The sequence below is a fragment of the Citrobacter sp. Cpo012 genome (assembly GCF_030333015.1).
GTDB lineage: Bacteria > Pseudomonadota > Gammaproteobacteria > Enterobacterales > Enterobacteriaceae > Citrobacter > Citrobacter portucalensis.
This window is the reverse complement of record NZ_JAOWGR010000041.1, coordinates 335568-359657: the sequence shown is the minus strand read 5'-3', so window position 1 is coordinate 359657 and position 24090 is coordinate 335568. Positions and strand designations below refer to the sequence as shown.

At 51.1% G+C, this 24090-nt stretch carries 24 protein-coding genes, 1 tRNA gene and 1 pseudogene; 15 read left to right on the top strand and 11 right to left on the bottom strand.

Features of this window, described 5'->3' with window-relative positions; translation table 11 throughout:
* Positions 1 to 33: 33 nt before the first annotated feature.
* Complete coding sequence (locus OGX90_RS17855) at positions 34 to 327, bottom strand: YicS family protein (RefSeq protein ID WP_003827149.1); 294 nt, start codon at positions 325 to 327, stop codon at positions 34 to 36.
* A gap of 130 nt (positions 328 to 457) precedes the next feature.
* Here OGX90_RS17855 and OGX90_RS17850 point away from each other — a divergent pair, with 130 nt between their 5' ends.
* From OGX90_RS17850 to nlpA, 10 genes and pseudogenes are all read left to right on the top strand, one after another.
* On the top strand, positions 458 to 874 hold the full coding sequence (locus tag OGX90_RS17850; protein WP_286624412.1) for a GNAT family N-acetyltransferase: 417 nt from the start codon (positions 458 to 460) through the stop codon (positions 872 to 874).
* Between the two features lie 90 nt (positions 875 to 964).
* Positions 965 to 3763 (top strand): transcriptional regulator DagR, encoded by a 2799-nt coding sequence (dagR, locus tag OGX90_RS17845; RefSeq protein ID WP_032945425.1) that lies wholly within the window; start codon positions 965 to 967, stop codon positions 3761 to 3763.
* A 120-nt stretch (positions 3764 to 3883) separates the two neighbouring features.
* A complete protein-coding gene (locus OGX90_RS17840) occupies positions 3884 to 4309 on the top strand; it encodes a PTS sugar transporter subunit IIA (protein ID WP_032945423.1) in 426 nt (141 codons plus the stop codon).
* 12 nt (positions 4310 to 4321) lie between these two features.
* Positions 4322 to 4807, top strand: a complete 486-nt coding sequence (locus tag OGX90_RS17835) for a PTS sugar transporter subunit IIB (RefSeq protein ID WP_003023959.1) — start codon at positions 4322 to 4324, stop codon at positions 4805 to 4807.
* Between the two features lie 25 nt (positions 4808 to 4832).
* Positions 4833 to 5582: a PTS mannose/fructose/sorbose/N-acetylgalactosamine transporter subunit IIC gene (locus OGX90_RS17830; RefSeq protein ID WP_003023960.1), complete on the top strand. Its 750-nt coding sequence runs from the start codon at positions 4833 to 4835 to the stop codon at positions 5580 to 5582.
* Positions 5579 to 6439: a PTS system mannose/fructose/sorbose family transporter subunit IID gene (locus OGX90_RS17825; protein ID WP_005121522.1), complete on the top strand. Its 861-nt coding sequence runs from the start codon at positions 5579 to 5581 to the stop codon at positions 6437 to 6439. Before OGX90_RS17830 ends, OGX90_RS17825 begins: the two co-directional genes overlap by 4 nt.
* Before the next feature lie 3 nt (positions 6440 to 6442).
* A complete protein-coding gene (gene dgaE, locus OGX90_RS17820; protein ID WP_125363066.1) occupies positions 6443 to 7552 on the top strand; it encodes a D-glucosaminate-6-phosphate ammonia lyase in 1110 nt (369 codons plus the stop codon).
* A complete protein-coding gene (dagF, locus tag OGX90_RS17815) occupies positions 7539 to 8282 on the top strand; it encodes a 2-dehydro-3-deoxy-phosphogluconate aldolase (RefSeq protein WP_286624410.1) in 744 nt (247 codons plus the stop codon). Before dgaE ends, dagF begins: the two co-directional genes overlap by 14 nt.
* A gap of 100 nt (positions 8283 to 8382) precedes the next feature.
* Positions 8383 to 8697 (top strand): annotated as a pseudogene (locus tag OGX90_RS17810) (Rpn/YhgA-type helix-turn-helix domain-containing protein); the annotation flags it as partial.
* Between the two features lie 123 nt (positions 8698 to 8820).
* The gene (gene nlpA / locus OGX90_RS17805; protein WP_048237034.1) at positions 8821 to 9639 is read left to right on the top strand and encodes a lipoprotein NlpA; all 819 of its coding nucleotides are present in this window, start codon (positions 8821 to 8823) and stop codon (positions 9637 to 9639) included.
* A gap of 28 nt (positions 9640 to 9667) precedes the next feature.
* Here the strand turns inward: nlpA and OGX90_RS17800 are convergent, their stop codons facing one another.
* Both OGX90_RS17800 and OGX90_RS17795 read right to left on the bottom strand, forming a co-directional pair.
* Positions 9668 to 10570, bottom strand: coding sequence for a carboxylate/amino acid/amine transporter (locus OGX90_RS17800; RefSeq protein ID WP_003827166.1), 903 nt, complete (start codon positions 10568 to 10570; stop codon positions 9668 to 9670).
* Positions 10571 to 10595: 25 nt separating this feature from the next.
* Entirely contained in the window at positions 10596 to 11540 is a 945-nt protein-coding gene (locus OGX90_RS17795; RefSeq protein WP_048227379.1) for a LysR substrate-binding domain-containing protein, read from the bottom strand.
* 146 nt (positions 11541 to 11686) lie between these two features.
* Here OGX90_RS17795 and OGX90_RS17790 point away from each other — a divergent pair, with 146 nt between their 5' ends.
* Positions 11687 to 12463, top strand: a complete 777-nt coding sequence (locus tag OGX90_RS17790; RefSeq protein ID WP_125363063.1) for an SDR family NAD(P)-dependent oxidoreductase — start codon at positions 11687 to 11689, stop codon at positions 12461 to 12463.
* 39 nt (positions 12464 to 12502) lie between these two features.
* On the opposite strand, the gene OGX90_RS17785 is transcribed toward OGX90_RS17790, so the two are convergent.
* Together OGX90_RS17785 and OGX90_RS17780 are read right to left on the bottom strand one after the other, a co-directional pair.
* Positions 12503 to 12793 (bottom strand): putative quinol monooxygenase, encoded by a 291-nt coding sequence (locus tag OGX90_RS17785; protein ID WP_162623446.1) that lies wholly within the window; start codon positions 12791 to 12793, stop codon positions 12503 to 12505.
* A 16-nt stretch (positions 12794 to 12809) separates the two neighbouring features.
* Complete coding sequence (locus OGX90_RS17780) at positions 12810 to 13817, bottom strand: zinc-binding alcohol dehydrogenase family protein (protein ID WP_286624409.1); 1008 nt, start codon at positions 13815 to 13817, stop codon at positions 12810 to 12812.
* Between the two features lie 238 nt (positions 13818 to 14055).
* On the opposite strand from OGX90_RS17780, the gene OGX90_RS17775 reads away from it, so the two are divergent.
* Complete coding sequence (locus OGX90_RS17775) at positions 14056 to 14958, top strand: LysR family transcriptional regulator (RefSeq protein ID WP_048215260.1); 903 nt, start codon at positions 14056 to 14058, stop codon at positions 14956 to 14958.
* Positions 14959 to 14994: 36 nt separating this feature from the next.
* Here the strand turns inward: OGX90_RS17775 and OGX90_RS17770 are convergent, their stop codons facing one another.
* The 3 genes from OGX90_RS17770 to OGX90_RS17760 form a co-directional block, all read right to left on the bottom strand.
* On the bottom strand, positions 14995 to 16491 hold the full coding sequence (locus OGX90_RS17770; RefSeq protein WP_234692477.1) for a C69 family dipeptidase: 1497 nt from the start codon (positions 16489 to 16491) through the stop codon (positions 14995 to 14997).
* A 342-nt stretch (positions 16492 to 16833) separates the two neighbouring features.
* Complete coding sequence (locus OGX90_RS17765) at positions 16834 to 17298, bottom strand: YqeJ family protein (RefSeq protein WP_286624407.1); 465 nt, start codon at positions 17296 to 17298, stop codon at positions 16834 to 16836.
* Positions 17295 to 18068, bottom strand: a complete 774-nt coding sequence (locus OGX90_RS17760; protein WP_234692500.1) for a winged helix-turn-helix domain-containing protein — start codon at positions 18066 to 18068, stop codon at positions 17295 to 17297. Before OGX90_RS17760 ends, OGX90_RS17765 begins: the two co-directional genes overlap by 4 nt.
* Before the next feature lie 577 nt (positions 18069 to 18645).
* Between OGX90_RS17760 and OGX90_RS17755 the strand changes: the two genes are divergently transcribed.
* Both OGX90_RS17755 and misL read left to right on the top strand, forming a co-directional pair.
* The gene (locus OGX90_RS17755; protein WP_032945410.1) at positions 18646 to 19263 is read left to right on the top strand and encodes a helix-turn-helix transcriptional regulator; all 618 of its coding nucleotides are present in this window, start codon (positions 18646 to 18648) and stop codon (positions 19261 to 19263) included.
* 75 nt (positions 19264 to 19338) lie between these two features.
* Positions 19339 to 22143, top strand: coding sequence for an intestinal colonization autotransporter adhesin MisL (misL, locus tag OGX90_RS17750; protein ID WP_213752159.1), 2805 nt, complete (start codon positions 19339 to 19341; stop codon positions 22141 to 22143).
* A 137-nt stretch (positions 22144 to 22280) separates the two neighbouring features.
* Here misL and OGX90_RS17745 read toward each other — a convergent pair whose 3' ends face one another.
* Positions 22281 to 22571 (bottom strand): SymE family type I addiction module toxin, encoded by a 291-nt coding sequence (locus tag OGX90_RS17745; protein ID WP_286624404.1) that lies wholly within the window; start codon positions 22569 to 22571, stop codon positions 22281 to 22283.
* A gap of 136 nt (positions 22572 to 22707) precedes the next feature.
* Here OGX90_RS17745 and OGX90_RS17740 point away from each other — a divergent pair, with 136 nt between their 5' ends.
* Positions 22708 to 22914 carry a toxin-antitoxin system HicB family antitoxin gene (locus OGX90_RS17740; RefSeq protein ID WP_131405440.1) on the top strand — a complete coding sequence of 69 codons (207 nt, stop codon included), beginning with the start codon at positions 22708 to 22710 and terminating at the stop codon, positions 22912 to 22914.
* Between the two features lie 34 nt (positions 22915 to 22948).
* Here the strand turns inward: OGX90_RS17740 and OGX90_RS17735 are convergent, their stop codons facing one another.
* Both OGX90_RS17735 and OGX90_RS17730 read right to left on the bottom strand, forming a co-directional pair.
* Positions 22949 to 23710 (bottom strand): hypothetical protein, encoded by a 762-nt coding sequence (locus OGX90_RS17735; RefSeq protein ID WP_286624401.1) that lies wholly within the window; start codon positions 23708 to 23710, stop codon positions 22949 to 22951.
* A gap of 140 nt (positions 23711 to 23850) precedes the next feature.
* Positions 23851 to 23945: transfer RNA gene (locus OGX90_RS17730), tRNA-Sec, on the bottom strand.
* Positions 23946 to 24090: the final 145 nt, after the last annotated feature.

Below are 24090 nucleotides of genomic sequence, written 5' to 3'. Positions count from 1 at the left end.
TTCCCTCTGGCGTGGGGCTATTTCGCTTCACGCCTATAAATCCGGGCATTCAACTTTGCCAAGCGCTTCCCAGTAGTTGTTTTGATTGTTTCTTTGAATTGCCAGAATGGCTTCGCGGATGTGCTGCTGATTACGCGTATCAGCCATAATCGTTTTTTCCCACACCTCATCAGATGGCGACCCTTGCGGGGTGCAAATCTTACGTAAATCCTTCATAACAGTATTCTTTTCGTGTACAGCCTGCAGACTGCCATAAGCCGAGTCGGCTTGCGCCAGACCGGGTAGCGTGAAAAGGACGGCAATAATCGGAAAAATGACTCGTTTCATGATAATAATCCTTGTTGTCTATGCGCATCATCTCAAGAGTAAGTGTAGACGGCATACGACTCACTCATCACCCTGTGTTAATGTCTAAAAATAAATCAGCCAGAAGTTGTAGTTATTTCAGGAGGATAGGATGCAAATACAGATTACAGATACGATTACCGAAGACGATCAAAATGCCCTGCTTGCCGGATTGCGCGCTTACAACCGGCAGTTTCTCAGAACCACCAATTTTGGCGACCTGGCGGTGTATTGGCGCGATGAGCGCAATGACATTCTGGGTGGGCTGATCGGCAAAATCAAAGGCGAATGGCTGTGCATTGATTTTCTGTGGATGCATGACTCGCTGCGTAAAGGTGGTTACGGCACAAAATTGATGCAAACCGCAGAACAGACGGCGCGTGAGAGAGGATGCCTGCATGCGCTGGTGGATACCATGAGTTTCCAGGCGCTGCCGTTTTATCAGAAAAACGGCTATCAGCTGCAAATGACCCTCGATAACTTCCCGGAAACCGGTTCCGCGCGCCATTATTTGTCGAAAACGTTTTGATGACCGGAAGGTCTGGATGCCGCCTCACTTTCTTGCGCAGCATAATAGTGTATGTTCTGAACAATCATTTATTTCTTAAGCGGTAAAGAGATGAGACGGATTGAGATAATACTGGGAGAGCTGGAACGGCTGACGCGAGGACTGAATCTTGCCCATCTGGCGCAGGAAACGGCGTTCACGGCGGAGGCCATCGGCTTCAACCTCGGGCTGGCGCGCAACTCGGTCAGTAAAGATCTCAATCAGCTCTGGAACGACGGCCTGGCGATTAAAAGCCGCGGGCGCCCGGTATTCTTTCTGCATCGTCAGGCGATTGAAACGCTGCTGGGGCGCAAACTGGATGAGTCCGAGCGTGAAGTGCAAACCGTTGCCGACCTGTTGCCTGTTCAGGAAAACCAGGCGACAGACGATCCCTTTTCCAGCCTGATTGGTTACGATCGCAGCCTGCGCGATGCGGTGGAAAAAGGCCGCGCGGCGGTGCTGTATCCCCACGGGCTACATGTTCTGCTGACCGGTCCCTCCGGCGTGGGTAAAACCTTTTTTGCCGAACTGATGCACCGTTTCGCCTGCGAACGTGCACCAGGAACACCTCCACCGCTGGTCTATTTCAACTGCGCGGAATACGCGCATAACCCGGAGCTGCTCTCATCGCACCTGTTTGGTCATCGACAGGGAGCGTTTACCGGTGCAAACGAGAATAAACCCGGTCTGGTCGAACAGGCTGATGGCGGCTATCTCCTGCTCGATGAAGTGCATCGTCTGCCGTATGAAGGTCAGGAAAAGCTATTCTCTATTCTCGACAAAGGTGAATACCGGCCGCTGGGTTCCAGCGCCGTGGCGCGTTCAATCTCGGTTCGCCTGATATGTGCGACCACCGAACCGGTAAGTTCGGCGTTGCTGCGCACTTTCCAGCGACGTATTCAGGTATGTATCGATCTCCCCGGCATTCGCCAGCGTTCGGTGGAAGAGCAGGTTGAGCTGATCGTTGGTTTCTTACAGCGTGAGAGCCGCAAAATCGAGCGTACGATAAGCATCGACCGTACCCTGCTGCTCTGGCTGCTGAACAAGCCGCTGGAAGGCAATATTGGTCAGCTCAAGAGCGATATTCAGTTTCTCTGCGCCCAGGCCTGGGCCTCGGGAATGACGGAGCACAGCGATACGCTACAGCTGGATAAACGTCTGACCGAGATCCCCTTTAATGCCACACCGGAACAACGTCTGTTGGTTGGAGCGCTGTTCGAAGGCAAAGAGCACCTGAGCATCGATGCCCGCACGTTGCCGGCACTGAAAAATTCGCTGGCCACCGGAGCTGAAATTGAAGAGAGCGATCTCTTTTACAGCTTCCTGACCCGGGAATATATCAACCTGCGTAACAGCAACGTACCACCTGCTGAAACGCTGGCAATCCTCAAAAACAAACTCAGCTCGATTTTTGAATATGGTCTCTACAGCCGCGATAGTGTGGCGCATCCCCCGCGCTATGGCGATCAGATTGAAGAGCGAGTTACGCTGCTGATCGGCTGCGTTGAGCAGGTGCTTGGTTTTACGCTGCCGGAAAATCTGGTTAACCCGCTGCGCAAACACTTTCTGGCGCTGATTGGCTACGTGCAGCGCGGCCTTATTCCGCAACTTTATTCTTCCAGCCTGATCCTCGATCGCTGCAAAGATGAATACGAAAACGCCACGCTGTTATGCCGAAAAATCAATGAACTGCTGCATATTCAGTGTCCGGCGACGGAGGTGGTCTGGCTGTGCCTGTTCCTCAAAGAGTGTCGCCATTACCGCCAACGGATTGACGCCAGTCCTGACTGCGGGGTGATTTTGATTGCCCACGGCGCGACGACCGCCACAAGCCAGGCGCAGTACGTGAATCGCGTGCTGGAGCGCGAGGTGTTCAGCGCTATCGATATGCCTTTCGAGCAGTCGGTGCATGACACGCTGGAAGCCCTGACACAGATGATCCAGACCCGACAATATCGCCGATTGATCCTGATGGTAGATATTGGCTCGCTGGTCCATTTTGGCAGTACGATCAGCAAATTATTCCAGATAGACGTTCTGCTGATGCCCAACATCACGCTCACCAGTCTGCTGGAAATAGGGTTGGATTTAAGCTACGAAACCAGCGACTTGCCGCAACTGGCGGCGTTGATGCAGAGCAAAAATATTCCCTGTCAGCTCTGTACGCCACAGCAGGAAAACAGCGGTAAAGTGCTGGTCATTTCGTGCATCACCGGGATGGGAACAGCAGAAAAAATCAAAAAGGTGCTGGAAGAGAGCTTCGGTGAGTTGATGTCGCAGGATACACGGATGGTGATCCTCGATTACAACGAAGTTCGCAGCCTGGAGCGTGTTCAGCAGGCGATTAACGCCAGTGAACGTCTGGCGGGCATAGTGGGTACTTTCCAGCCAGGACTGCCGGATATTCCGTTTATCTCGCTCGAGGAGTTGTTCTCTGAGCAAGGCCCTGAGCTGGTGCTCAGCCTGCTGACGCCAGATCTCTCCAGCAGCGAACGCCGACTGGAGATGGAGCGTAGCGCGATGCGCTTTATCAGCGCGTTGACTATGGAGAGCATCATTAACCATATTTCGGTGCTCAACCCGCAGCGTATTCTGAAAGAGATGGAAGGCGTGCTGAATCATCTGACCGCTGCGCTGTCGCTCAAACCGAGCCGTCAGGTGACACTGCGCTTCCTGATCCATTGCTGCTGTATGGTCGAGCGTATCGTGATTAACCGCAAACCGTTACAGATGGCGCTGGAGAACAAGCCGGATCTGGATGTTCGTGCGTTTAGTGTCATTAAATCTGCTTTCCTGCCGATCGAAGAGGCCTATGCCATTCGCTTATCGGACGCGGAATATTTTTATATCTACGAACTGCTGTATAGCTAATCCCAAGACTTGCGGGGCTTTGCGCCCCGTCGGCATCCATAACTCCCCCGCGTGACACAAATTCTGGCACAGCCTTTGCTCTGTTTACCTATGTCTATGTAATCGAGCCAGGAGGCCATTTTGACTACCACTGAATCCTTGCCCCAGATCCTGCTGCTGACCCATGGCGGCTGGGGGCAACAGCTTTGCAACAGCCTGCGCATGGTGATGGGTGAAATCAAAGGCGTGACGGAAATTCCGCTAATGCCCGTTGATACGCTCGGCGAATTTTATCAGCGCGTCGAAGCCGTAGTGAAAACTATGCCGGAAGGCTCACTGATCCTGACTGATTTTATTGGCGGCACCACGTCTAACGTGGCGGCACGGCTGAGCGCCGATTACCCAGTGGCAGTGATTTCAGGGCTCAACGCCTCTTTGTTACTGGAGGCGCTCGACAAACGCGAGCATGGCCAACTGACCACCTGCGTGGCCGATCTGGTCGAGGCTGGGCGTAGTAGCTGCCTGGACGTTGTTGCCCACGTACGTCAATTACAACAATCACAATAAGGAATAAACATCATGGCAAACATCGTTTTATGTCGTATCGATAGCCGTCTGATTCATGGACAAGTGGTGACCAAATGGGTTGGGCAATCTCAGGCAAACCGGATTGCGGTGGTCAGCGATGAGCTGGATGCCGATCCGTTTATGAAAAACATCTACCTGATGGCCGCGCCGCCGAACATCAAAGTGGATTGCTTTGGTAACCAGAGTTTTGCCGCCGCATGGAAAGAAAACCAGCTTGGTGACGGCAAGGTTCTGGTGCTGTTCCCCTCTCTGGCGGCGGTTCAGGAAGCGGTCCAGTTGGGTTTTGATGTCACCACCATTCAGGTCGGTGGGCTGGGCGGTGGGCCAAACCGCAAAGCGGTATTCCAGAACATTACGCTGGATGAAAAAGACGTCGGCATTCTGAGCGACCTGAAAAATCGTGGGATTCAGGTGTTCTTCCAGACTATCCCGGAAGATAAGCCTCAGTCGTTGGACGATATCCTGAAAAAATTCTAATTCTTTGATAACAGGGTACTTAATTATGGATACTTTAGTCTTCGCAAGCCTGATGGGGTTGTATTACTGGTTTGCCCGATTACGCCTTGGCTACACCTTCTCCGCCATGCTGCTACAGCCAGTGGTGATTGCCGTATTCGTTGGTCTGCTGTTAGGCAACATGGAAACGGCGATGATCATCGGTGCAGGTATGCAGCTGGTTTATCTCGGCGTGACCTCCACGCCAGGCGGCAACGTCCCGTCGGATCCGGCGCTGGCTGCCTGCATTTCAATTCCTATCGCCGTGAAGGCCGGAATGGACCCGAACCTGGCTATCGCACTGGCGATCCCGTTTGGCGTTATCGGCGTGTTCCTCGACCAGTTGCGCCGCACGCTAAACGCGGCGTGGGTACATATGGCCGACAAGCATGCGGAAACGGCAAACATGGCGGGCATTATGCGCTGTGCGTTCCTCTACCCGGCGTTGCTCGGACTGGTACTGCGTTTCCCGGTGGTCTTCGCCGCCAACTATTTTGGTCAGGACGTTGTGGAAAGCTTCCTTAAGCTGATGCCGCATTGGCTGACGCACTCCTTTGAAATTATGGGCGGCATTCTGCCTGCGCTGGGCTTCGCCATCACCATTATGGTGATCGGTAAAAAGAGCCTGCTGCCATGGTTTATCGGCGGTTTCTTTGCGGTGCTGTACCTGAAGGTAGACATCATGGCGATGGCAATCTTTGGTACCTGTGTGGCCTTCCTCATTAAAGGTCTGGCGAAAAATGAAGGAGCAGCATGATGAGCAGCGATGTAATGCAGCATGAACTGGTGGAGCGCGCGCGTGAAAGCGGCACGTTGACCAAAGCAGACATCACCAAAGCCTGGTTTATCTATTGGCTAGGCGCGGAAGTTTCCAGCTCCTATGAGCGTTTGCAAAGCCTTATTTTCTGCGCCTCAATGACGCCGATCATCAAAAAACTCTACCCGCAAAAAGAGGAGCAGGTTGAAGCGCTGAAACGCCATTTGAACTTCTTCAACTCGGAGCAGACGTTCGGGGCGGTGATTCAGGGGATCTCCATTGCGATGGAGGAACAGAAAACCCGCGGCGAGCCGATCAGCGACGCCTCAATTACCGGGATTAAAACCGGGTTGATGGGACCACTGGCCGGGATGGGGGACTCCATCATCTGGGCCGCCGTGATGCCGCTGTTAATTGCTATATTCATCCCGTTTGCGGCGAATGGCAGCGCGATGGGCGGAATTGTACCGTTAATTCTCTATCCTGCTATTACGCTGGCAATCAGCTATGGCATGGTTCACAAAGGCTATACGCTGGGGCGTGACTCGATAATTGGGCTGCTGCAGGGAGGGCGAATAAAGGAACTTATCTACGGCGCTAACGTGCTGGGTTTGATCATGATGGGCGCGCTTTCTGCAAGCTACGTCAAGATCACCACGCCGTTAAAACTTAGCGCCCTGAAAGGCTCTGAAGTGGTGGTCCAGCAAATCCTCGACTCTATTGCCCCCGGCCTGTTGCCGCTGGCGGCGGTGTTCGCCATCTATTTCTATCTGGTGAAGAAAGGGCCGCGTTACACCACGATTTTACTGTCGATTGTCGCGCTCAGCGTGGTCTGTTCGCTGCTGGGAGTGCTGTAAGCCATGACACAGAATATCTACCAACAATTGGGGCTAAAACAGGTCATTAACGCCTGCGGCAAGATGACGATTCTGGGGGTTTCCAGCGTAGCGCCGGAAGTAATGCAGGCCACCGCGCGGGCTGCTTCAGCCTTTGTTGAAATTGATCGGCTGGTGGACAGAACTGGAGAACTGGTTTCCCGCTACACCGGGGCTGAAGACAGCTATGTCACCTCCTGTGCATCGGCGGGCATTGCTATCGCTGTTGCCGCCGCCATTACCCGTGGTGACCAGGCGCGAGTCTCGCTGATGCCGGACAGCGCAGGTATGGCCAATGAAGTGGTCATGCTGCGCGGGCATAACGTTGACTACGGTGCGCCTATCACCAGCGCCATCCGTTTGGGCGGCGGGAGGGTGGTGGAGGTTGGCTCAAGTAATCTGGCGGCCCGCTGGCAGCTGGAGAGCGCGATTACCGATAGCACCGCCGCGCTGCTGTACGTGAAATCGCACCACTGCGTGCAGAAGGGGATGTTGAGCATTGCGGATTTTGTGCAGATCGCGCAGGTTCACAACCTGCCGCTGATTGTCGATGCTGCCGCCGAGGAGGATTTACACGCATGGGTGGCGAGCGGGGCGGATATGGTGGTCTACAGCGGGGCAAAAGCTTTTAACGCGCCGACCTCCGGATTTATCACCGGGAAGAAACAGTGGATTGCCGCGTGTAAAGCGCAGCACCACGGGATTGCCCGGGCGATGAAAATCGGCAAAGAGAATATGGTTGGGTTGGTGTATGCCCTGGAAAACTACCATCAGGGACAAACCGTAGTCACCACCGAAGAGCTCCGCCCCGTGGCGCAGGCGATTTCAGAGATTCGCGGACTGGATGCGGATATCGAGCAGGATGAGGCCGGACGCGATATCTGGCGGATTCGTATTCGGGTGAATGCGCAGGTGCTGGGAATGGATGCTTACGCTGTAGAAGCGCACCTGCGTGAGGGCGATATCGCGATCTACGCTCGCCGTTACAACCTTCATCAGGGCGTCTTTAGTCTTGACCCGCGTACGGTCGCAGAAGGGGAAATGGCGCTGATCGTGGCCCGATTAAAGGAGATTGCAGAACATGCAGCACATTAATTTTTATCGTAATAAAGTGGCTATTAACGTGCTGGCGAAGGATATCGCCAATGCGCGGGAAATCTATGATGCTGCCGAAGGCCACGCGGTGATTGGCATTCTTTCGGCGCAGTTTTCCTCGGTTGAGGAAGGGGTTCTGGAAGTAAAACGTTGGATGAACGACGTGCCGTCGATTTCTGTGGGGTTGGGGGCCGGTGACCCGGCGCAGTATTACAAAGCGGCGATGATTGCCTCACAGGTACATCCAGCACACGTCAACCAGACCTTTACCGGTTGCGGGTTTGCGGCAGGCGCCTTGGCGGCAACGGGCGGTGAACAGACCCATATCAACGCGTTAGTCAGTCCCACTGGCACGCCGGGGGACGTGTTGATCTCGACCGGCGTCAGAAGCAGCCGGGGCACGCCAGCCCGCGTTTCCTGCGAGGCAGCGGTCCGTATGATGTTGGATTCAGGAGCCCATGCGGCGAAGTTCTTCCCAATGGGCGGTGAACAGTCGCTGCCTGAGCTATACGCACTGGCGACGACTGCAGCACGAAACGGCATGACGCTGATTGAACCGACCGGCGGTATCGATCTCGATAACTTCGGCGTTATCCTGCAATCCTGTCTGGAGGCGGGAGTACCGCGCGTCATGCCGCATGTTTACAGCTCGATTATCGACCCACAGACCGGTAATACCCGGCCTGCAGACGTCGTCAGGTTGATGGAGATAGTTAAAACCCTGGTGTGATGTTGCTATCGCCGGATGGCACTTCGCTTATCCGGCCTACAGATAACCTCATGTCACCAGCCCGGTCAGCGTAAGCGCTATCGGGCATTTTGACGTATATAAAGGACACGCTAATGACAGTCAGGTAGAAACGCTATTTAATTACCTGGTGCAGTCTGGCAGCGCACCGCGTTTTGAGGCGTTTATTCGAGAGGTTGCTCTGCGCGTTCCCCAGCATAAGGAGAGATTAATGACGATTGCAGAATGCTTACGTGAGTCGGGACGAAGGACAGGGTTGCTAGAGGGCAAACGCGAGGGAAAAAAGGACGAAGCGTTGCGGATAGCCCATGCCATGCTTGAGAAGGGGATCGATCGTGAACTGGTGCTAATTATTACCGGGCTTGCAATTGATGAACTAACAGTATCTTCCGACTAATTTATCTTAGCCCCATTATGCTTTTTTCTTCTTGCTGATGCTTTTTCGTTTTTTAAACCGCAGCGGCCTTCCCGCTATAGTCATTTCATTACTCATCAGGCGGTTATTGCAAAAGGATAAAACGTGAAGCTGAAGATACCTTATTTCGGGGCCGGGGCGGCGGTATTACTGGCGGGATTATTGCTGGCAGGATGCGATCAACAGAGCAGTGATGCAAAGCATATAAAAGTGGGTGTAATTAACGGTGCTGAGCAGGATGTAGCGGAGGTCGCGAAGAAAGTCGCTAAAGAAAAATATGGTCTGGAGGTTGAACTGGTGGGTTTTAGCGGTTCTCTGTTGCCCAACGATGCCACCAATCATGGTGAGCTGGATGCCAACGTCTTCCAGCATCGCCCGTTCCTTGAACAAGATAATAAAGCACACGACTATAAGCTGGTTGCGGTGGGCAATACCTTTGTGTTCCCGATGGCTGGTTATTCGAAGAAAATCAAAACTGTCGCTGAACTAAAAGACGGTGCAACGATTGCGATACCTAACGATCCAACCAACCTGGGCCGGGCACTGTTGCTACTGCAAAAAGAGAAGTTAATTACGCTGAAAGCGGATACCGGCCTGCTGCCAACAGCGTTGGATATTACTGATAATCCGCGGCATCTGAAAATTATGGAACTGGAAGGTGCGCAGTTGCCGCGTGTGCTGGACGATCAGAAAGTGGATGTGGCGATTATCAGTACCACCTACATCCAGCAAACCGGGCTTTCCCCGGTACATGACAGCGTATTTATTGAAGACAAAAACTCACCGTACGTGAACATTCTGGTGGCGCGAGAAGACAATAAAGATGCCGAGAATGTGAAAGAGTTCCTGGAATCTTATCAGTCACCGGAAGTGGCAAAGGCGGCAGAAACTATCTTTAACGGTGGCGCGGTTCCGGGCTGGTAATCATGACCTTTTGCCGCGCCGGTTGGTGTTAAACCGCTCTGGCGCGGCGACGTGAGTCCATTGAGATAAGTATTACCGAAGAGAGGATCAAAAGCGTGCCCAGCCAGTCTGGCAGGGTAAAGGTAATACCTAACAGCAGCAGGGATAGTAATGCGCTGCTCAACGGTTCCGCGCAGCTTAAAATGCTCGCTTTCGGTCCACCAATCATCTGCGCGCCTTTCAGGTACAGGCTAAACGTCAGCGATGTGCCGATGACCACCAGATAGAAAAACGCCAGAATCAAACTGCCATTCACCACGAAATTAGTGCCCTGTCCGGCATAAAACGGCAGCAGGATCATGCCGCCGATTAACATACTCCAGCCGACGACCGGCAGCGTGCCGTAGCGCGCGATAAGCGTTGAGGGGTAGGTGGTGTAGAACGCGGCGGCAAACGCCGAGGCAATTCCCCAGAACAGCGCGGCAGGTGAGATAGACAGCGACGTCGGGTTACCGTGGGTGACCAGCAAGAAGGTGCCGATAAGCGATGTGAAGATCGCAGTCAGCACTAAAATCCCCGGTCGTGCTTTGCGCACCACGGAAAACCACGCCACGATTATGGTCGGTGACAAAAATTGCAGCACCGTCGCGGTAGCGGCGTTGGATTTTTCAATAGTCAGCAGAAAAGTTAGCTGTACGGTGAGCGCCCCAACCACGGAAAAAATCAGCAGGCTGATGGCGTCTTTGCGGTTTTTGATAATGGAGAACACTTTGTCGCCGTGAACGAAAGAGAGCATCAGCAGAATGAGCCCGGCGAAAATCAGGCGCGTCATGGTCAGAAACTGCGACGACATCTGGCTTTGCTCCATGATGTATTGCGCGCAAACGCCTGAACTTCCCCACAATACGGCGGCAATCAGGACGTTCATCATCCCTCTTCTGGTGGAACTCATCTTTCCCTCGGCATGTTGTTTTGTTTTATTTGTGTGCAGGCATCATAGCAGAGATGGTTGTGATTTCTGCCAGCACATCCGCAATCAACCAGTCATTAAAGACTTTTACCTCCGGGCGCATTACCGCGTGCTGTGGCGTAACAATGTAGTAAGACCACGCCAGAGGCCAGCGGGTGTTGGGATGAAGCTGAACCAGTTGTCCGTCTGTCAGTAACTGCTGCACCAATGCCCTACGCACAATGGCGACACCTTGACCGCTGAGCGCCGCCAGAATCACTGCAGAGGTAGAGTTGATGTGCAATCCACTGTCGCGAACGGCAGGTGCCTGGGTGGCGGTCAGGACATCATTCCAGCCCGGGAAATTGGCGCCGGGGTGGGGAGTGTCATCATGGATAAGCTTCTGTGCGGCCAACCATTCTCCACAGGATATTTTATCTACTGGCACAATACGTGGGCTACAAACCAGAACCGCTTCTTCATCCATCAGCCAGGTTTTATTTACCCCAGGCCAGTCGCCTTTACCGCAACGTACGCCCAGATCCGCTTCGCCATGAGCAACATCCATCAGCTTTTCCGTCACGTTCAAGCGTAATTCTATGTTTTCATGCGCTTGTGAGAAACGATTGAGGCGGCTCATCAGCCAGTTCATCACCAGTACCTGAGAGGCCGTGATGATCACCACCGAGCGCGCCCGTCGGCCGCGTAACTTGTTCAGCCCAGATTCTAGGCTATCCAGTCCTTGGGTTATTTCACGCAACGCGTCCTGTGCTTCGCTGACCAGCGTGAGACGCTCTTTGCCTGAACGGGTTCGATGCAGCAGCGGGTGGCCAACCCAGTCTTCCAGCGCACGAACCAGTTGCCCAACGGCAGCCGGAGTGACCCCCAGTTCCTGCGCCGCACCAGTAAAACTGCCGTGGCGGGCTGTGGCCTCAAAAGCGTGTAACCATTTAAGCCGATTAAGCGAGCGCATCAGGTCATTTCCCGTTTTGTGAATATCTTCAGTATATGCCATCGAGATAGATTTTCTTTCTCGGTTCGCTATTTCTTCTCATTCGTCAGCGCCTCAGGGGAGTGGCATTGTTAGCGCATTAACGAATACGTGAAACGAGGCTAGCGATGAACACATTATTTGTCGGCAAAAAACTGTTAGTGGTGGGCGGTACCAGTGGTATCGGATTTGAAACCGCAAAACTGATCCTCCAGGGTGGTGGTCGAGTGGTGCTGGTTGGCAATCGCGCCGAGAAAGCGGAACGGGCCCGTCAGGCGTTGTCGGAGCTGGGTGACGTCTCTGTCATTGTGGCGGATCTGATGTCAGAAGCGGGCGTTAAGCAGGTGATGGCAACGGTGAATGCTGAGCACAAAGACATCAACCTGTTAGTAAATGCAGCTGGGGTTTTCTTCCCAAAACCTTTCACTGATCATGAAGTTGAAGATTATGAACTGTACATGAGCCTCAACCGCGCGACGTTTTTTATCACCCGCGATGTCGTGCGCAATATGGTGGCGGCTAACATCCAGGGTGCCATCGTGAATATTGGTTCGATGTGGGCGCAACAGGCAATTGGCGCAACACCTTCTTCTGCGTACTCAATGGCAAAAGCGGGCCTGCATGCATTAACTAAAAATCTGGCCATCGAGCTGGGGGCGAATGGGATCCGCGTCAATGCCGTTTCGCCAGCAGTCGTGCATACACCTATCTACGAAGGATTTATCCCGAAAGAAGACGTACAAGGTGTGATGAGTAGCTTTGACAGCTTCCATCCGATTGGTCGGGTTGGTACGCCGCGTGATGTGGCTGAATCCGTCGCCTTCCTGTTGTCAGACAAAGCGCAATGGGTAACTGGCGCCATCTGGGATGTGGATGGCGGTGTTATGGCCGGACGTAATGGCTGATGGAAATCCCCCGCATAGCTGCGGGGGAGCGTCGAGACATTAAGGCTCAATCGGCGTCAGATAATCCAGCCGTAGCGGTTCGGCTAGCAGATCGTTCATTTGTAGAATGAACGCCTGGAAATGTGGCAGAGCGATATGCTCATCCAGACCGGCCTGACCGCGCCAGGATTCGCGCACGTAGAACACATCCGGCGTGTCGCGTAACTGGAACAGGGCATATTCAATATTGCCCGGCTCCCGGCGTGTGGGCAGCAGCAGAGCTTGTAGCGCCTGTTTCAGCGCGTCGATTTTCCCCGGTTTGGCTTTCAGTACCGCAATAATTGAAATCACGTCAGAATCAGACATGTTAAAACCCCTCCAGCACAATCTTGCCGACCGAGCGACCGGTTTCAATTTGCGTGTGGGCTTTTTGCAGATTTGCCGCGGTAATCGCGCCAAAATGTTCGCCCAGCGTGGTACGGAGGATGCTGTCGTCGATCAGCTGCGCCACGCGGGTCAGTAACTGATGCTGAGCAATGATGTCGTGGGTGGTAAACATCGAACGGGTAAACATAAACTCCCAGTGCAGCGAAATGCTTTTGGCCTTCAGCGGGCGCGCATCAAGAGTTTGCGGATCGTCAATCAGCGCCAGTTTGCCCTGCGGCGCCAGTGCGGCAATAATTTGCGAATAGTGCTGCTCGGTATTGTTCAGGCTGGCAACGTGCGTCACCTCTTTAATGCCTATCCGTGCCAGCTCTTCCGTCAACGGCTTGCTGTGGTCAATCACATGATGAGCGCCCGCTTCACGTACCCATTTCTGGCTCTGCGGACGCGATGCGGTACCGATGACGGTCATTTTGGTCAGCTTACTGGCCAGTTGTGTCAGAATAGAACCGACGCCGCCAGCCGCGCCAACAATCAATAATACATCATCTTCATTGCCATTTTCCTCAACGCCCAGACGGTCGAACAGCATTTCCCAGGCGGTGATAGCTGTCAGTGGCAGCGCCGCAGCAGAAGCATTATCCAGTGTTTTTGGCTTCAGCGCGGTAATACGTTCATCAATCAGCTGAAATTCACTGTTACTGCCAGCGCGGCCGAGCGCTCCGGCGTACCAGACTTCATCACCGGGTGCGAACAGGGTGACGGCTTCGCCCACGGACTTCACCACGCCAACGGCGTCCCAGCCTAGCACACGCGGCACATCAGCGTTAAAACCTTCGCGGACCTTGGTATCAACGGGGTTGACGGAAATGGCTTTCACTTCAACCAGCAGATCGTGCCCGGTAGCAACTGGCATGGGCAGGTCAATCTCTTGTAAAAATTCAATGTTATTGCCGTCGGTCGCGGCGCGGGTAATGGCGATGGCTTTCATATTCTCTCCGGTCACAGGAATCAGTTTATACCCGTCATACTTCAAGCTGCATGTGCGTTGGCTACGTTCGCTCACCCCAGTCACATAGTTTGCTATGCTCCTGGAGATTCACTCTCTTGCTGCCTTCATGCAACTCGAATTATTTAGGGTATATCTGTTGATATAATTTGATGGTAAACCGGTAACAGAACGGGAAAAATAGCCCTATGGCGACAGGACTTATACTCGGGGAGTGAAAATGTTCCGGCTTGAAGATCTCACGTTGTTTGTCCGCGCCGCGGCGCTGAATAGTTTTAGTGATGCCGCGCGCGAAGTCGGCGTTCAGCCTGCTCAGGTCAGTTCAGCTATCAAGCGCCTGGAGTCTACGTTGGCTATCCGCTTGTTCGCTCGCTCCACGCGCAGCCTGCGCCTGACGCCAGAAGGTGAAGTCTGGTTACCCTATGCCCGCCAGATGCTGGATGTAATGCATGCCGGGCTGCAAAAAATTCAGACCCCGGAAGATGAAGTGTCAGGCACGCTGCAAATCGCTGTGCCTTCCGATCTCGGTCGTAACCTGCTGCTACCGGTCTTTCAGTCGTTTCGACGCCGCTATCCCGCGCTGCGCCTGCGGATTTTTTTCTCCGACCAGGTAACGGATGTCTTTAAAGACCCCGTCGATGTTGCGTTTCGCTATGGCAACACCGAAGACGCGTCCTACATTGCGCTGCCGGTTGCACCGGGTAACCGACGCGTGCTGGTGGCATCACCGGAATGGGTTGAGCAAAACGGCGCGCCGCAAAAACTGGATGATTTAACACAGCTCAACGCCATGACTTTCGTATTACGCGGCCGCCTGCACGATCGCTGGACGTTTACGCGCAACGGCGAGGTCAGCAGTGTGCAGGTTAACGGCACCATTATGAGTGACGATGCGGAAGTGATCCGGCGCCTGGCGATTGCCGGAGAAGGTGTGGCGTACAAGTCGTGGCTGGATGTCAGCGAGGATGTGCGTGACGGTCGATTACAACTGCTGATGCCGGATTATCAGGGAGAGAAAGTCCCGCTGAATATGATTTGCCCGCATCGGAAGCAGCTTTCAACCGCGGTACGCCTTCTGCACGAGGCGGTGAAGGCACGGTGTGAAATGCTGGCGCAAAGCTAATAAGCGCTTTACGCCAGAATACTATCGCGTCGTTACTCAGTCTTTTTTCGTTGCATTCGCAAAGAAAATATCAGACTGAATGTCTTTAGTGCGGATGGTAAAGAGCTGATTAGTCAGATCTTCCGTCAGCTTCTCGGCGTCGGCCATGATGCGCAGGTTGAAGTCATTCAGCATCTTATCCGCGGCGGGTTTATCGGTTTTCGCCATCTTCAGATACTCTGCTTCGACCTCTTTTTGCTCCTTCGCCACTTTGTCTTCCCACGCTTTGTAGGCTTTTTTGACGATTGGTGCGAGCTTCGGATAATCGGTCATCGTCAGCGTTTGTAATTTACGATATTTCCAGTAGATAGACTGATCGTCCGCTTTATCGGTACCCATCGTGTAGTTAGCCGGATACGCTTTCAGGCCGCTGTAGTACGGAACGAAGGCGGTGAGGTCAGCCATGCCCAGGCCAATGTAGGTCGTTTCACCAATCTCTTTTGGCAACCACGGACGGACCTGCATGACGTGCGCTTCATAGGTACGGAAAACGCTGACCGGACGCCATGGCTCTTTGCCGTTCAGACCGTTGGTGTACGGGTCATGGCTGGTCCCTTCATAGTGACTACGCAACACGGCCTTCACATCGTCCAGCGTCATTTTCTTCTCTGGCGTCATGAAGACCGGGAATTCGCGCCCTTTGGTCATATCCTGATTTACGGAAGGATTGAATTCTTTCTGGATGGTCCATACACGAGGGTCGTTATACGTGCGGTCACGCTCGTCATCACGGGTATAGGCTTTGGAGAAGTTGAATTTACCGTCTTTCGCCGGATCGTACAGTCCTTTTTCAGTCGCAAATTGAATCAGGTTTTTTGACGCCATCATGTCCGGACTTTTAGGATCGTAATCCTGTAAGCGGCCCTGATTACCGGTGGCAAAATACTGGTTATTCGGCAGACGCTGCGCCATCCACTGGTGGCCGCTACCGGTTTCCAGGTACCAGATCTCGTTATCGTCGACGACGGCAACGCCAAAACCTTCGCCTGCGCCGACGGTCTCAACGATATGGCCCAACAGCGCCACAGCTTCACGTGCGGTTTTACTTTGTGACAGCAGAATATCCGGGATATCGTCTTCGGTGATCCCTTTATCCTCAACGTACGGGTCGGCGGCCAGTGCTTTCGGTGAGGCAAAAATGGATTCTGTACCGCTCACGCCGACACCCAGCTCGTTAAATCCGGTCGCGCCGTGCAGTTGGGTTTTCCAGTTTGGGACAGTGGTATAACGCAGAGAGTTTTTCGGCAGTGGCCAGGTAAAATCATTCGCACCATTATGTGCTTTGGTGCTGTATACCCCGGTCTGATTTTGCTTTGCCGGATGAATGACAAAATGCTGTGCTTTCAGGGCATCGCTGTCTGCGCTACGGACGACCAGCATGGAGCCGTCCGCTGATGCTTCGTTGCCGACCAGCAGGGTCGTACAAGCAAAACCTGATGAAACAACGGCCAAATTTATAGAAAGTGCAATCAGGCACTTTTTAAAAGTAAACATTACGTATCCCTCATATGTACGCCAAAAATACACCGGAAACACACCGTTTCCTGAAATGCGATAACGCCTGAACGCTCAGACATTGCTCGCGAGAGAGATAAACGCCCCTGCCCACGTCTTCTCCAAATATCCATCCGTAGGTTGAAGTCTTCTGGGCAAAATATAACGCCCATTTCGCTTAATTATTACGCAACGGATATTATGATATTCAGGATGTTTCCTGATTCGCGATGAAGAATAGCAATGGGTTATGTGTGGATTCAGTGACCCATGTCGCGTAAGTCAATGATGACAAATGTGAATTTCATTGAGGGGCCGTGCTTTTTGTTTCCGGATATGACGTTACCTTTTGCGGCAATACAGCGAGGGCACATTGGAGCTGGCAAAAATCCATGCACCTTTATACTCCTCCATGACCAGGCTCAGGCTTCGTCCGCTTTGGCGGTAAAATCCAGGTAATGTGTCGTTAATATCCGCTTCATCAGCGGTGTCAGCGAAGGTTTTGACGACCTGCATCGCCTGCAGCACTCGGGCATCGCGCTTTTGGGTGTAGTTAAAATAGATGTTCCTGCTAATGTCTGAGGTATTACGCCCGTACAGTTTGCCGGTAATAGTGGCCAGGCCTTCACTGTTGTACATCCGAAACGATAACGTACCGATAAAGCGGTTGCTGCCAATATTCCATTCCATGTTACCGATGCAATTCAGCGGTTTGTCGGCATAGCGTGAATGCCATAACCATCCGCCTGAACCGAGCACAGTAACCAGCCCGGCCACGAGCACTATAAGGTGGCGTGTTTTTTTCATTGCCCGCGCATCCAGTAATAATGAGTAGAACAAAATGCGTTAGCATCCACCCGTGCATCTTTATCACAGACAAATGCCACGATCCTTTCCGCTTTGCTGTAACCGGTAAGAAACACGTGCTTGTTGTTTTCACAGAGATAGGGATGTAACTGCATCAGATTGAAATAGCCTTGCTGGTCGTGTTCATTTGGTGAGTAATAGATTTTGCAATTTTGCCGCGATGGCGTCTGCATGGAAGCCTGGACAAATTTACTAAACGGCATAACAGGGCGCGTTTGATACCACACCAGCCAGATGATCAACGTGGCAATCACGACACTGGCGCTAAATAAAACCTCAAACCAGGGTATCTGCGTCGTTTGTTGTGGTGTCGAAGGAATTATCTTTGCGGGGGTGATTTCTTCAATAACCGGCGACGGGGAAACTTCACTCTGTTGAAGCGTTATTGTCTCTACTTGCGTATTCTCATTTAATCTGAGCCCGCGTCGGGAAATAGTTTTCACCGTATCACGAGGTAACCCCACGTCCGCCAGCGCGTTTCGTAGCGTCAGAATAGCCTGGTAAAATGTGTTGGTGGTGGTCACATTATTTCTTTCACCCCAACCAATTGTCATCAACGTGTTCTGGGAAACAATGTCACTTGCGTGAGTAATTAAATAGAGAAAACAGAGCGAGGCAGGGAGCTGGAGCTGAATTGCTCGCCCGGTCTGACGATTGACCAGACTTTTGCTATCAGGATTAAATTCGACCAACTGATTGATAAGGTACAATTGCCCAGCCCTCAGTAACCAAAACGAATCACAGCGTGTGCTAACGCATCCTTTAAATTTTACATCCAAATCGAAAATGCGCCTCACTCTTTGTTCATGAACGAAGATAAGAATTTCACCAATTCATTAAAACCTCTTTAAATACAATGTGTTAGTAATCTCATTTCTTAGGTGAGAATTAACTAAGGTTAAATAATGAGAATTCATTACAGTTTTATCTGAATTATCTTTATATTTGTCCACAACATGACAAGGGTGATTGAGTTATCAGAATTACGTAATTAGTAAGTAACTTTTACGCAGGTTATTTTTTAGCAAATAGTGCTTTTTTACTGTTTATCCTGGAATCTGAATTTATGCATAAAATTCCTAATGCATAGGTTGTTATTCTGAGATAAAGCGTAAATAAGCTTAGCGCAATCGTATTACTCACAGACCATACATATTAGTGCATCAGGAGTTTATTACATTTTATTAGCGCCACTGTTATTAGCTGACAAGGAACGTACTACGTGTTGGATTGACACATTTATTTACCAATGAAATATTTATGGAAAAATAACAGGAGTCATTTTTGATGAAGAGATCACCGTCACAGACTGTTCGTTGCATAAGCTGTGAATTATCCTGTCAATTATTTCCGGATACTGCGGTTCGTGCCAGTTACTGTCACCGTGCCGCATTTGCGATCTGGCCTGAGGGGAATGGCTTTCTGCAAAAAGGAATTATTGAAAAGCTTCTGCTTAATAATCAAAACCATTTGTCGCGTGGGTTTATTTTTGTGGACTTTTCTTTCCCGAATCTGCGCCTGTTTGCCGACCCGCAATGGGTTGACCGGCTTGCCTACAGCGGTATGCATATTGTGTTGATAGCAGACAGGAACCTGGCGCCGTTAGCCAACTACTGGCTGTCCAAAAGCAATAAAATACAAGGGATTATATATTCTGATGATGATGACGAAGTTCAACATCAGAAAATTAGGCGACTCTTTACGGGTCATCTCGCTAACAGCAAACGTGGACGCTCACTTAACTATACTGAAATGATATTACTGAAGCGTTTTGTGTCAGGGAAAAGTATTCAGCAAATTACCAAAATAGATAATATCGATATTAAGAAAATATATGTCTACAAGCTCAGGCTTGAAGATAAGTTAGGCCATAGTATTCATCAAATATTGTCGAATATTTTATAACGTATTTTTGAATTTTATTATTTTCACATCCTTGCGATGTGGTGGACGCTCTACGCCTGAAAGCAGGAGGCTAATATGCCAAATCCCAAATCTTATTCTCGTATTGCCATAGCGGTTTCAGCCGCATTAACCTCTATGGTATTTTCAGCTCAAGCGGCATGGGTTGACGTTGATAGTCTACCCTCCACCGGACTGGTTAGCAGTCTGCCCCCGGAATTGCAGGCAATAATTCCAGCGCAGGCAAATGCCAGTTTCGCTAAAACCAGCGCCATGCCGAATTATGTTTATCAATGGAGTGCGGGCACGATTCCCGTTTATGGCAATGGATTAACGATTAATGGACCCGGCGCTGAAGCTTTTGAGCACTCTGTTACCGTTATTCAGAACAGTACAACGGGTAGTCCGGGCGTTATTTTTGGGGACGACCTGACGATTCGCACGCAGTCGAAGAATGCCGCCAATAATGGTAAAGATGTTGACGGTATCCGCACGCACGGGGCCAATACGCCGGATAACCCGGTCTTTATCATCACCGGGGATCGCACCAGTATTTATGTGGACGGTCAGGATGGTGACGGTATTAACGCCGGTTACAACTCCTATAGCCAGGGTTGGAAGGGCTCGGCCAGCATTTACGTCGGCGACGATCTGTATATTCAAACCACCGGTTCCCAGGGACGTGGTATCACAGCAAACGCGATGAAAGACGCCACGCAGGCCAAAAATACAATTGTGGTCGGCGACCGGGCACACATTGTGACGACAGGTGACAGTTCAGAGGGTCTTCGCACCGGGCAGAACGGTTCCTCGATACTGCTTGGCAATGACGCCACCATTGAGACTTCGGGTGCTTCTTCAACGGGGATTTATGCCGCCTCATCGTCCAAAACGGAACTGGGCAACAACGCGACGATTACGGTCAACGGCGTCAGCGCTCATGCGGTTTATTCCACCAACGCGACCGTGAATCTCGGTGAAAACGCAACGATCAACGTGAACAGTTCGGCGAAAGCGGCGTCATACAGCAAAGCGCCACGCGGCCTGTATGCGACTTCACGCGGGGCGATAAATCTGGCAGGCGGTGCCGCCATTACCATGGCGGGCGATCACAGCAACGAAAGTTATGCCATCAGCACCGAAACGGGCGGCATCGTAGACGGTTCTACTGGCGGGCGTTTTCTTATCGACGGCGATCTTCATGCCGCTGGCGCGACTGCTGCAACCAGCAGCCTGCCGCAGCAAAACAGTACCATTAAGCTCAACATGACCGACAACTCGTTGTGGAGCGGGGCGTCATACATCACCAGCGCCACTGCCGGGACGGGCGTTATCTCGCTGCAAATGAGCGACGCGACCTGGAACATGACTAACAGCTCAACGCTCACCGACCTGACGCTGAACGGCGGGTCAGTGGTGAACTTTGGGCATGCTGACGGCGAACCGTGGCAGACGCTTACCATCAATGAAGATTTTACCGGGAACGGCGGCAAACTGGTTTTCAATACTGTCCTGAATGACGATACCTCCGAAACCGACAAGCTGAAAGTGCTCGGCAACACCGCGGGTAATGCGTTTGTGGCGGTGAATAACATTGGCGGAACCGGGGCGCAGACCATTGAAGGTATTGAGATCATCGAAGTGGCCGGTAATTCTGACGGTACTTTTGAGAAAGCGGGCCGTATTGTTGCCGGAGCGTACGACTATAACGTTGTGCAGAAAGGCAGTAACTGGTATCTGACCAGCTTTATTCCTGCTCCGCCGGATCCGGAGGACCCGGACCCCGTCGATCCGCATGACCCTGACCCTGTTGATCCGGACCCGGTTGACCCTATTGATCCAGACCCGGTCGATCCTGTAGACCCGATTATCCCTGAGCCGGAAGAACCTGTTGCGCCTCCTGTCACTGAGCAGCAATACCGTCCGGAAGCAGGCAGTTATCTGGCGAACAACTATGCGGCTAACACGCTGTTTATGACCCGACTGCACGATCGTCTGGGTGAAACGCAGTACGTCGATATGCTGACAGGCGAGAAGAAAGTTACCAGCCTGTGGATGCGTAACGTTGGGGCGCATACCCGCTTCAAAGACGGTAGCGGGCAGTTGAAAACCCAAAGCAACAGCTATGTGATGCAGCTAGGCGGCGACCTGGCGCAGTGGAGTAGCGACGGTCTTGACCGCTGGCACCTCGGCGCGATGGCCGGTTATGCCAACAGCCAGAACCGCACGCGGTCCAGCCTGACCGGCTACCATTCACGTGGCCAGGTCACCGGTTACAGCGTGGGGTTGTACGGCACATGGTATGCCAATGACGCCGACAAGACCGGCACCTACGTGGATACCTGGGCCCTGTACAACTGGTTTGATAACAAAGTGATGGGCCAGGAGCAGGCAGCAGAGAAATACAAATCCAGCGGGATAACCGCTTCGGTTGAAGCCGGTTACAGCTTCAAACTGGGTGAAAGCGAACGCAACAGCTACTGGCTGCAACCGAAAGCGCAGGTGGTATGGATGGACGTGCAAGCCGACAGTCACCGCGAAGCGAACGGTACCCGCGTGAAGGACAACACCGATGGCAACCTGATGACCCGTCTGGGTGTGAAAGCCTTTATTAATGGTCACAACGCCATCGATGACGGTAAATCTCGCGAGTTCCAGCCGTTTGTTGAAGCCAACTGGATCCACAACACACAGACGACCAGCGTGAAGATGGACGATGTGAGCAATGACATGCGCGGCACCAAAAACATCGGCGAGCTGAAAGTCGGCGTTGAAGGTCAAATCACTCCGCGCCTCAACGTGTGGAGCAACGTGGCCCAACAGGTTGGTGACAAAGGCTACAGTGATACCCGCGGTATGCTCGGGGTGAAATATAATTTCTAATGTAAGTGAGTAATGGAAAAGCCGCTGATTAACCGATTGGCGGCTTTATTTTTTCTGGGAATCGTAGGCCGGATAAGCGTTAGCGCTTTCCGGCACCTGGTTAAGCTGTAAGTAACGCTTGCAGGTTCAGCCTTGCTTCACTGAAGAGTCGCCAGCGTGCTCTCAATTCTATTTAACTTCTGATTGGCCTCTTTCAGCTCATCCTGCAACCGTTGCTCCTGCTCGCCATAGACCATCAGGACGATACAGCCATTCATCACTTTTACGGTAATCTGTTGCCCCGTATCAAACCCCGCTTCGCGTAGCCACTTGCCTGAAAGAATAATTTTGGGTGTAGATTTGTCGAAAACATTAGGGCGGTATCCCACAATTACCGAACGTTCGGTTCCGGATTGGTCGATGTCTGGGGTAGAATGCGAATCAGCCATAATCAACTCCTTGATAGTTGATGAGGTTAGCTCTCGTCGGGTACTGCGAATACCAGGCGAGGGCGTTTATAAGTCAGGTCGTCAGATACAAAGGTACGTACCTGATTGGTGGTATACTGCTCTTGTAGGTACGTACATGTCAACGGCGAAACGCGATCCAAATCAGTCTAAATCCGGAAAAGCACCAACTTTCCAGATTCGTATCACGCCTGAGTTAAAGGCGCAGTTCGAGGCTGCTGCAAAAGCAGAGGGGATGAGTTTGGGGAATTGGTTGAAAAATCTTGGCAGAGAGGAAATTAAAAGAATCAATGCTGCTCATTTTCTAAAAGAAACAAAAGAATAGGCACAGAAAAATTGTGCTGTGCCTTGCTTAATTATTACTTTAATATTTTTGGATTAAGCCAGTTCCATTTTATATTTTCAATTTCATCTGACTGAGTAATTTGACAATTAATAAATTTAGAAATATTAGGGATGTTAAACCTCAATAAATCAATATCTGTCTGGTTTAGCTTAAATTTAAAAATGTTGTTTTCTAATGAAAAACTATCAAAAGATTTTGCGTTGACAGTCACTGTGTATTCACCTGGTTTCCACCAAAAAAAATTATTCCTTGATGCCACTAGTTTATGGTATTGTTCTGACTCCATTGTTTCTTTAGAAAAATCTGATGACGATTTACTTTTAAGAAAATTCATATGAGATAATAATTCATTTTGCAACGATAAGTCTTTCTCATGAAATTTTGGTTCTTGAAATTTAATAAACTTTTCTGTTAGCAGATCTTGAAAAAGATTTATTGCAATCGCAGGGTAATCTTTTGTAATATACTGTTTATTCCCATTATTATCACTGATCTCACTTTGCATTTCAGTAATGCCAACCCATCTTAGAATATGAACATCACCATCAGTATGTTTTATTTCAACTGAAAGATCTTCAATTAATAATGGTTTTTTATTAGAAAGAAGATTCATTCTTAAATTAAATATAGGTCCAAAAGAGGTATAACTAAGTTCAACTGTATTGTTATAATAAAATCTCAGCTTTGGCTTGGTAATGAATTTATAAAAAATATGAACTATTTGAGGTAGCCAAGCGGCTGCACCGATATATGCAACGATATCTCCTGAACTCATGTTCTTATCTCCGATCTTGAACTAATAGCCATCAATGGTAACTTATAGGAAATAATACAAACTTAACACTAAAAGAATATTATGCGATAGGTATATTTTAGGTATTATTATAAAAATTGTTAGGAAGGTGTTTTAAATTTTGGCGGAAGATCACAGGAGTCGAACCTGCCCGGGACCGCTGGCGGCCCCAACTGGATTTGAAGTCCAGCCACCTCACCGGAGATGACGATCTTCCGCGCCTCGATTGCTACATGGAGGCGGGGCGCATTATAGCTACTTCCAAACGTTTCCACACCCCCTCACTCACTTTTTTAACTTCCGTTTCTCCATACCATGACCAGTTTCAAATAAATCCCCGCAAAATCCATTACTTACACTTA

What these genes read in the sequence shown, in the direction of transcription:
- OGX90_RS17735 (WP_286624401.1), bottom strand. Translation starts at nt 23,710, where the DNA reads ATGAGTTCAGGAGATATCGTTGCATATATCGGTGCAGCCGCTTGGCTA.
- OGX90_RS17825 (WP_005121522.1), top strand. Translation starts at nt 5,579, where the DNA reads ATGATGAGCAGCGATGTAATGCAGCATGAACTGGTGGAGCGCGCGCGT.
- OGX90_RS17855 (WP_003827149.1), bottom strand. Translation starts at nt 327, where the DNA reads ATGAAACGAGTCATTTTTCCGATTATTGCCGTCCTTTTCACGCTACCC.
- OGX90_RS17830 (WP_003023960.1), top strand. Translation starts at nt 4,833, where the DNA reads ATGGATACTTTAGTCTTCGCAAGCCTGATGGGGTTGTATTACTGGTTT.
- dagF (WP_286624410.1), top strand. Translation starts at nt 7,539, where the DNA reads ATGCAGCACATTAATTTTTATCGTAATAAAGTGGCTATTAACGTGCTG.
- dgaE (WP_125363066.1), top strand. Translation starts at nt 6,443, where the DNA reads ATGACACAGAATATCTACCAACAATTGGGGCTAAAACAGGTCATTAAC.
- OGX90_RS17835 (WP_003023959.1), top strand. Translation starts at nt 4,322, where the DNA reads ATGGCAAACATCGTTTTATGTCGTATCGATAGCCGTCTGATTCATGGA.
- dagR (WP_032945425.1), top strand. Translation starts at nt 965, where the DNA reads ATGAGACGGATTGAGATAATACTGGGAGAGCTGGAACGGCTGACGCGA.
- OGX90_RS17770 (WP_234692477.1), bottom strand. Translation starts at nt 16,491, where the DNA reads ATGTTTACTTTTAAAAAGTGCCTGATTGCACTTTCTATAAATTTGGCC.
- OGX90_RS17755 (WP_032945410.1), top strand. Translation starts at nt 18,646, where the DNA reads ATGAAGAGATCACCGTCACAGACTGTTCGTTGCATAAGCTGTGAATTA.
- OGX90_RS17765 (WP_286624407.1), bottom strand. Translation starts at nt 17,298, where the DNA reads ATGAAAAAAACACGCCACCTTATAGTGCTCGTGGCCGGGCTGGTTACT.
- OGX90_RS17740 (WP_131405440.1), top strand. Translation starts at nt 22,708, where the DNA reads ATGTCAACGGCGAAACGCGATCCAAATCAGTCTAAATCCGGAAAAGCA.
- misL (WP_213752159.1), top strand. Translation starts at nt 19,339, where the DNA reads ATGCCAAATCCCAAATCTTATTCTCGTATTGCCATAGCGGTTTCAGCC.
- OGX90_RS17745 (WP_286624404.1), bottom strand. Translation starts at nt 22,571, where the DNA reads ATGGCTGATTCGCATTCTACCCCAGACATCGACCAATCCGGAACCGAA.
- OGX90_RS17795 (WP_048227379.1), bottom strand. Translation starts at nt 11,540, where the DNA reads ATGCGCTCGCTTAATCGGCTTAAATGGTTACACGCTTTTGAGGCCACA.
- OGX90_RS17850 (WP_286624412.1), top strand. Translation starts at nt 458, where the DNA reads ATGCAAATACAGATTACAGATACGATTACCGAAGACGATCAAAATGCC.
- OGX90_RS17775 (WP_048215260.1), top strand. Translation starts at nt 14,056, where the DNA reads ATGTTCCGGCTTGAAGATCTCACGTTGTTTGTCCGCGCCGCGGCGCTG.
- OGX90_RS17780 (WP_286624409.1), bottom strand. Translation starts at nt 13,817, where the DNA reads ATGAAAGCCATCGCCATTACCCGCGCCGCGACCGACGGCAATAACATT.
- OGX90_RS17800 (WP_003827166.1), bottom strand. Translation starts at nt 10,570, where the DNA reads ATGAGTTCCACCAGAAGAGGGATGATGAACGTCCTGATTGCCGCCGTA.
- OGX90_RS17790 (WP_125363063.1), top strand. Translation starts at nt 11,687, where the DNA reads ATGAACACATTATTTGTCGGCAAAAAACTGTTAGTGGTGGGCGGTACC.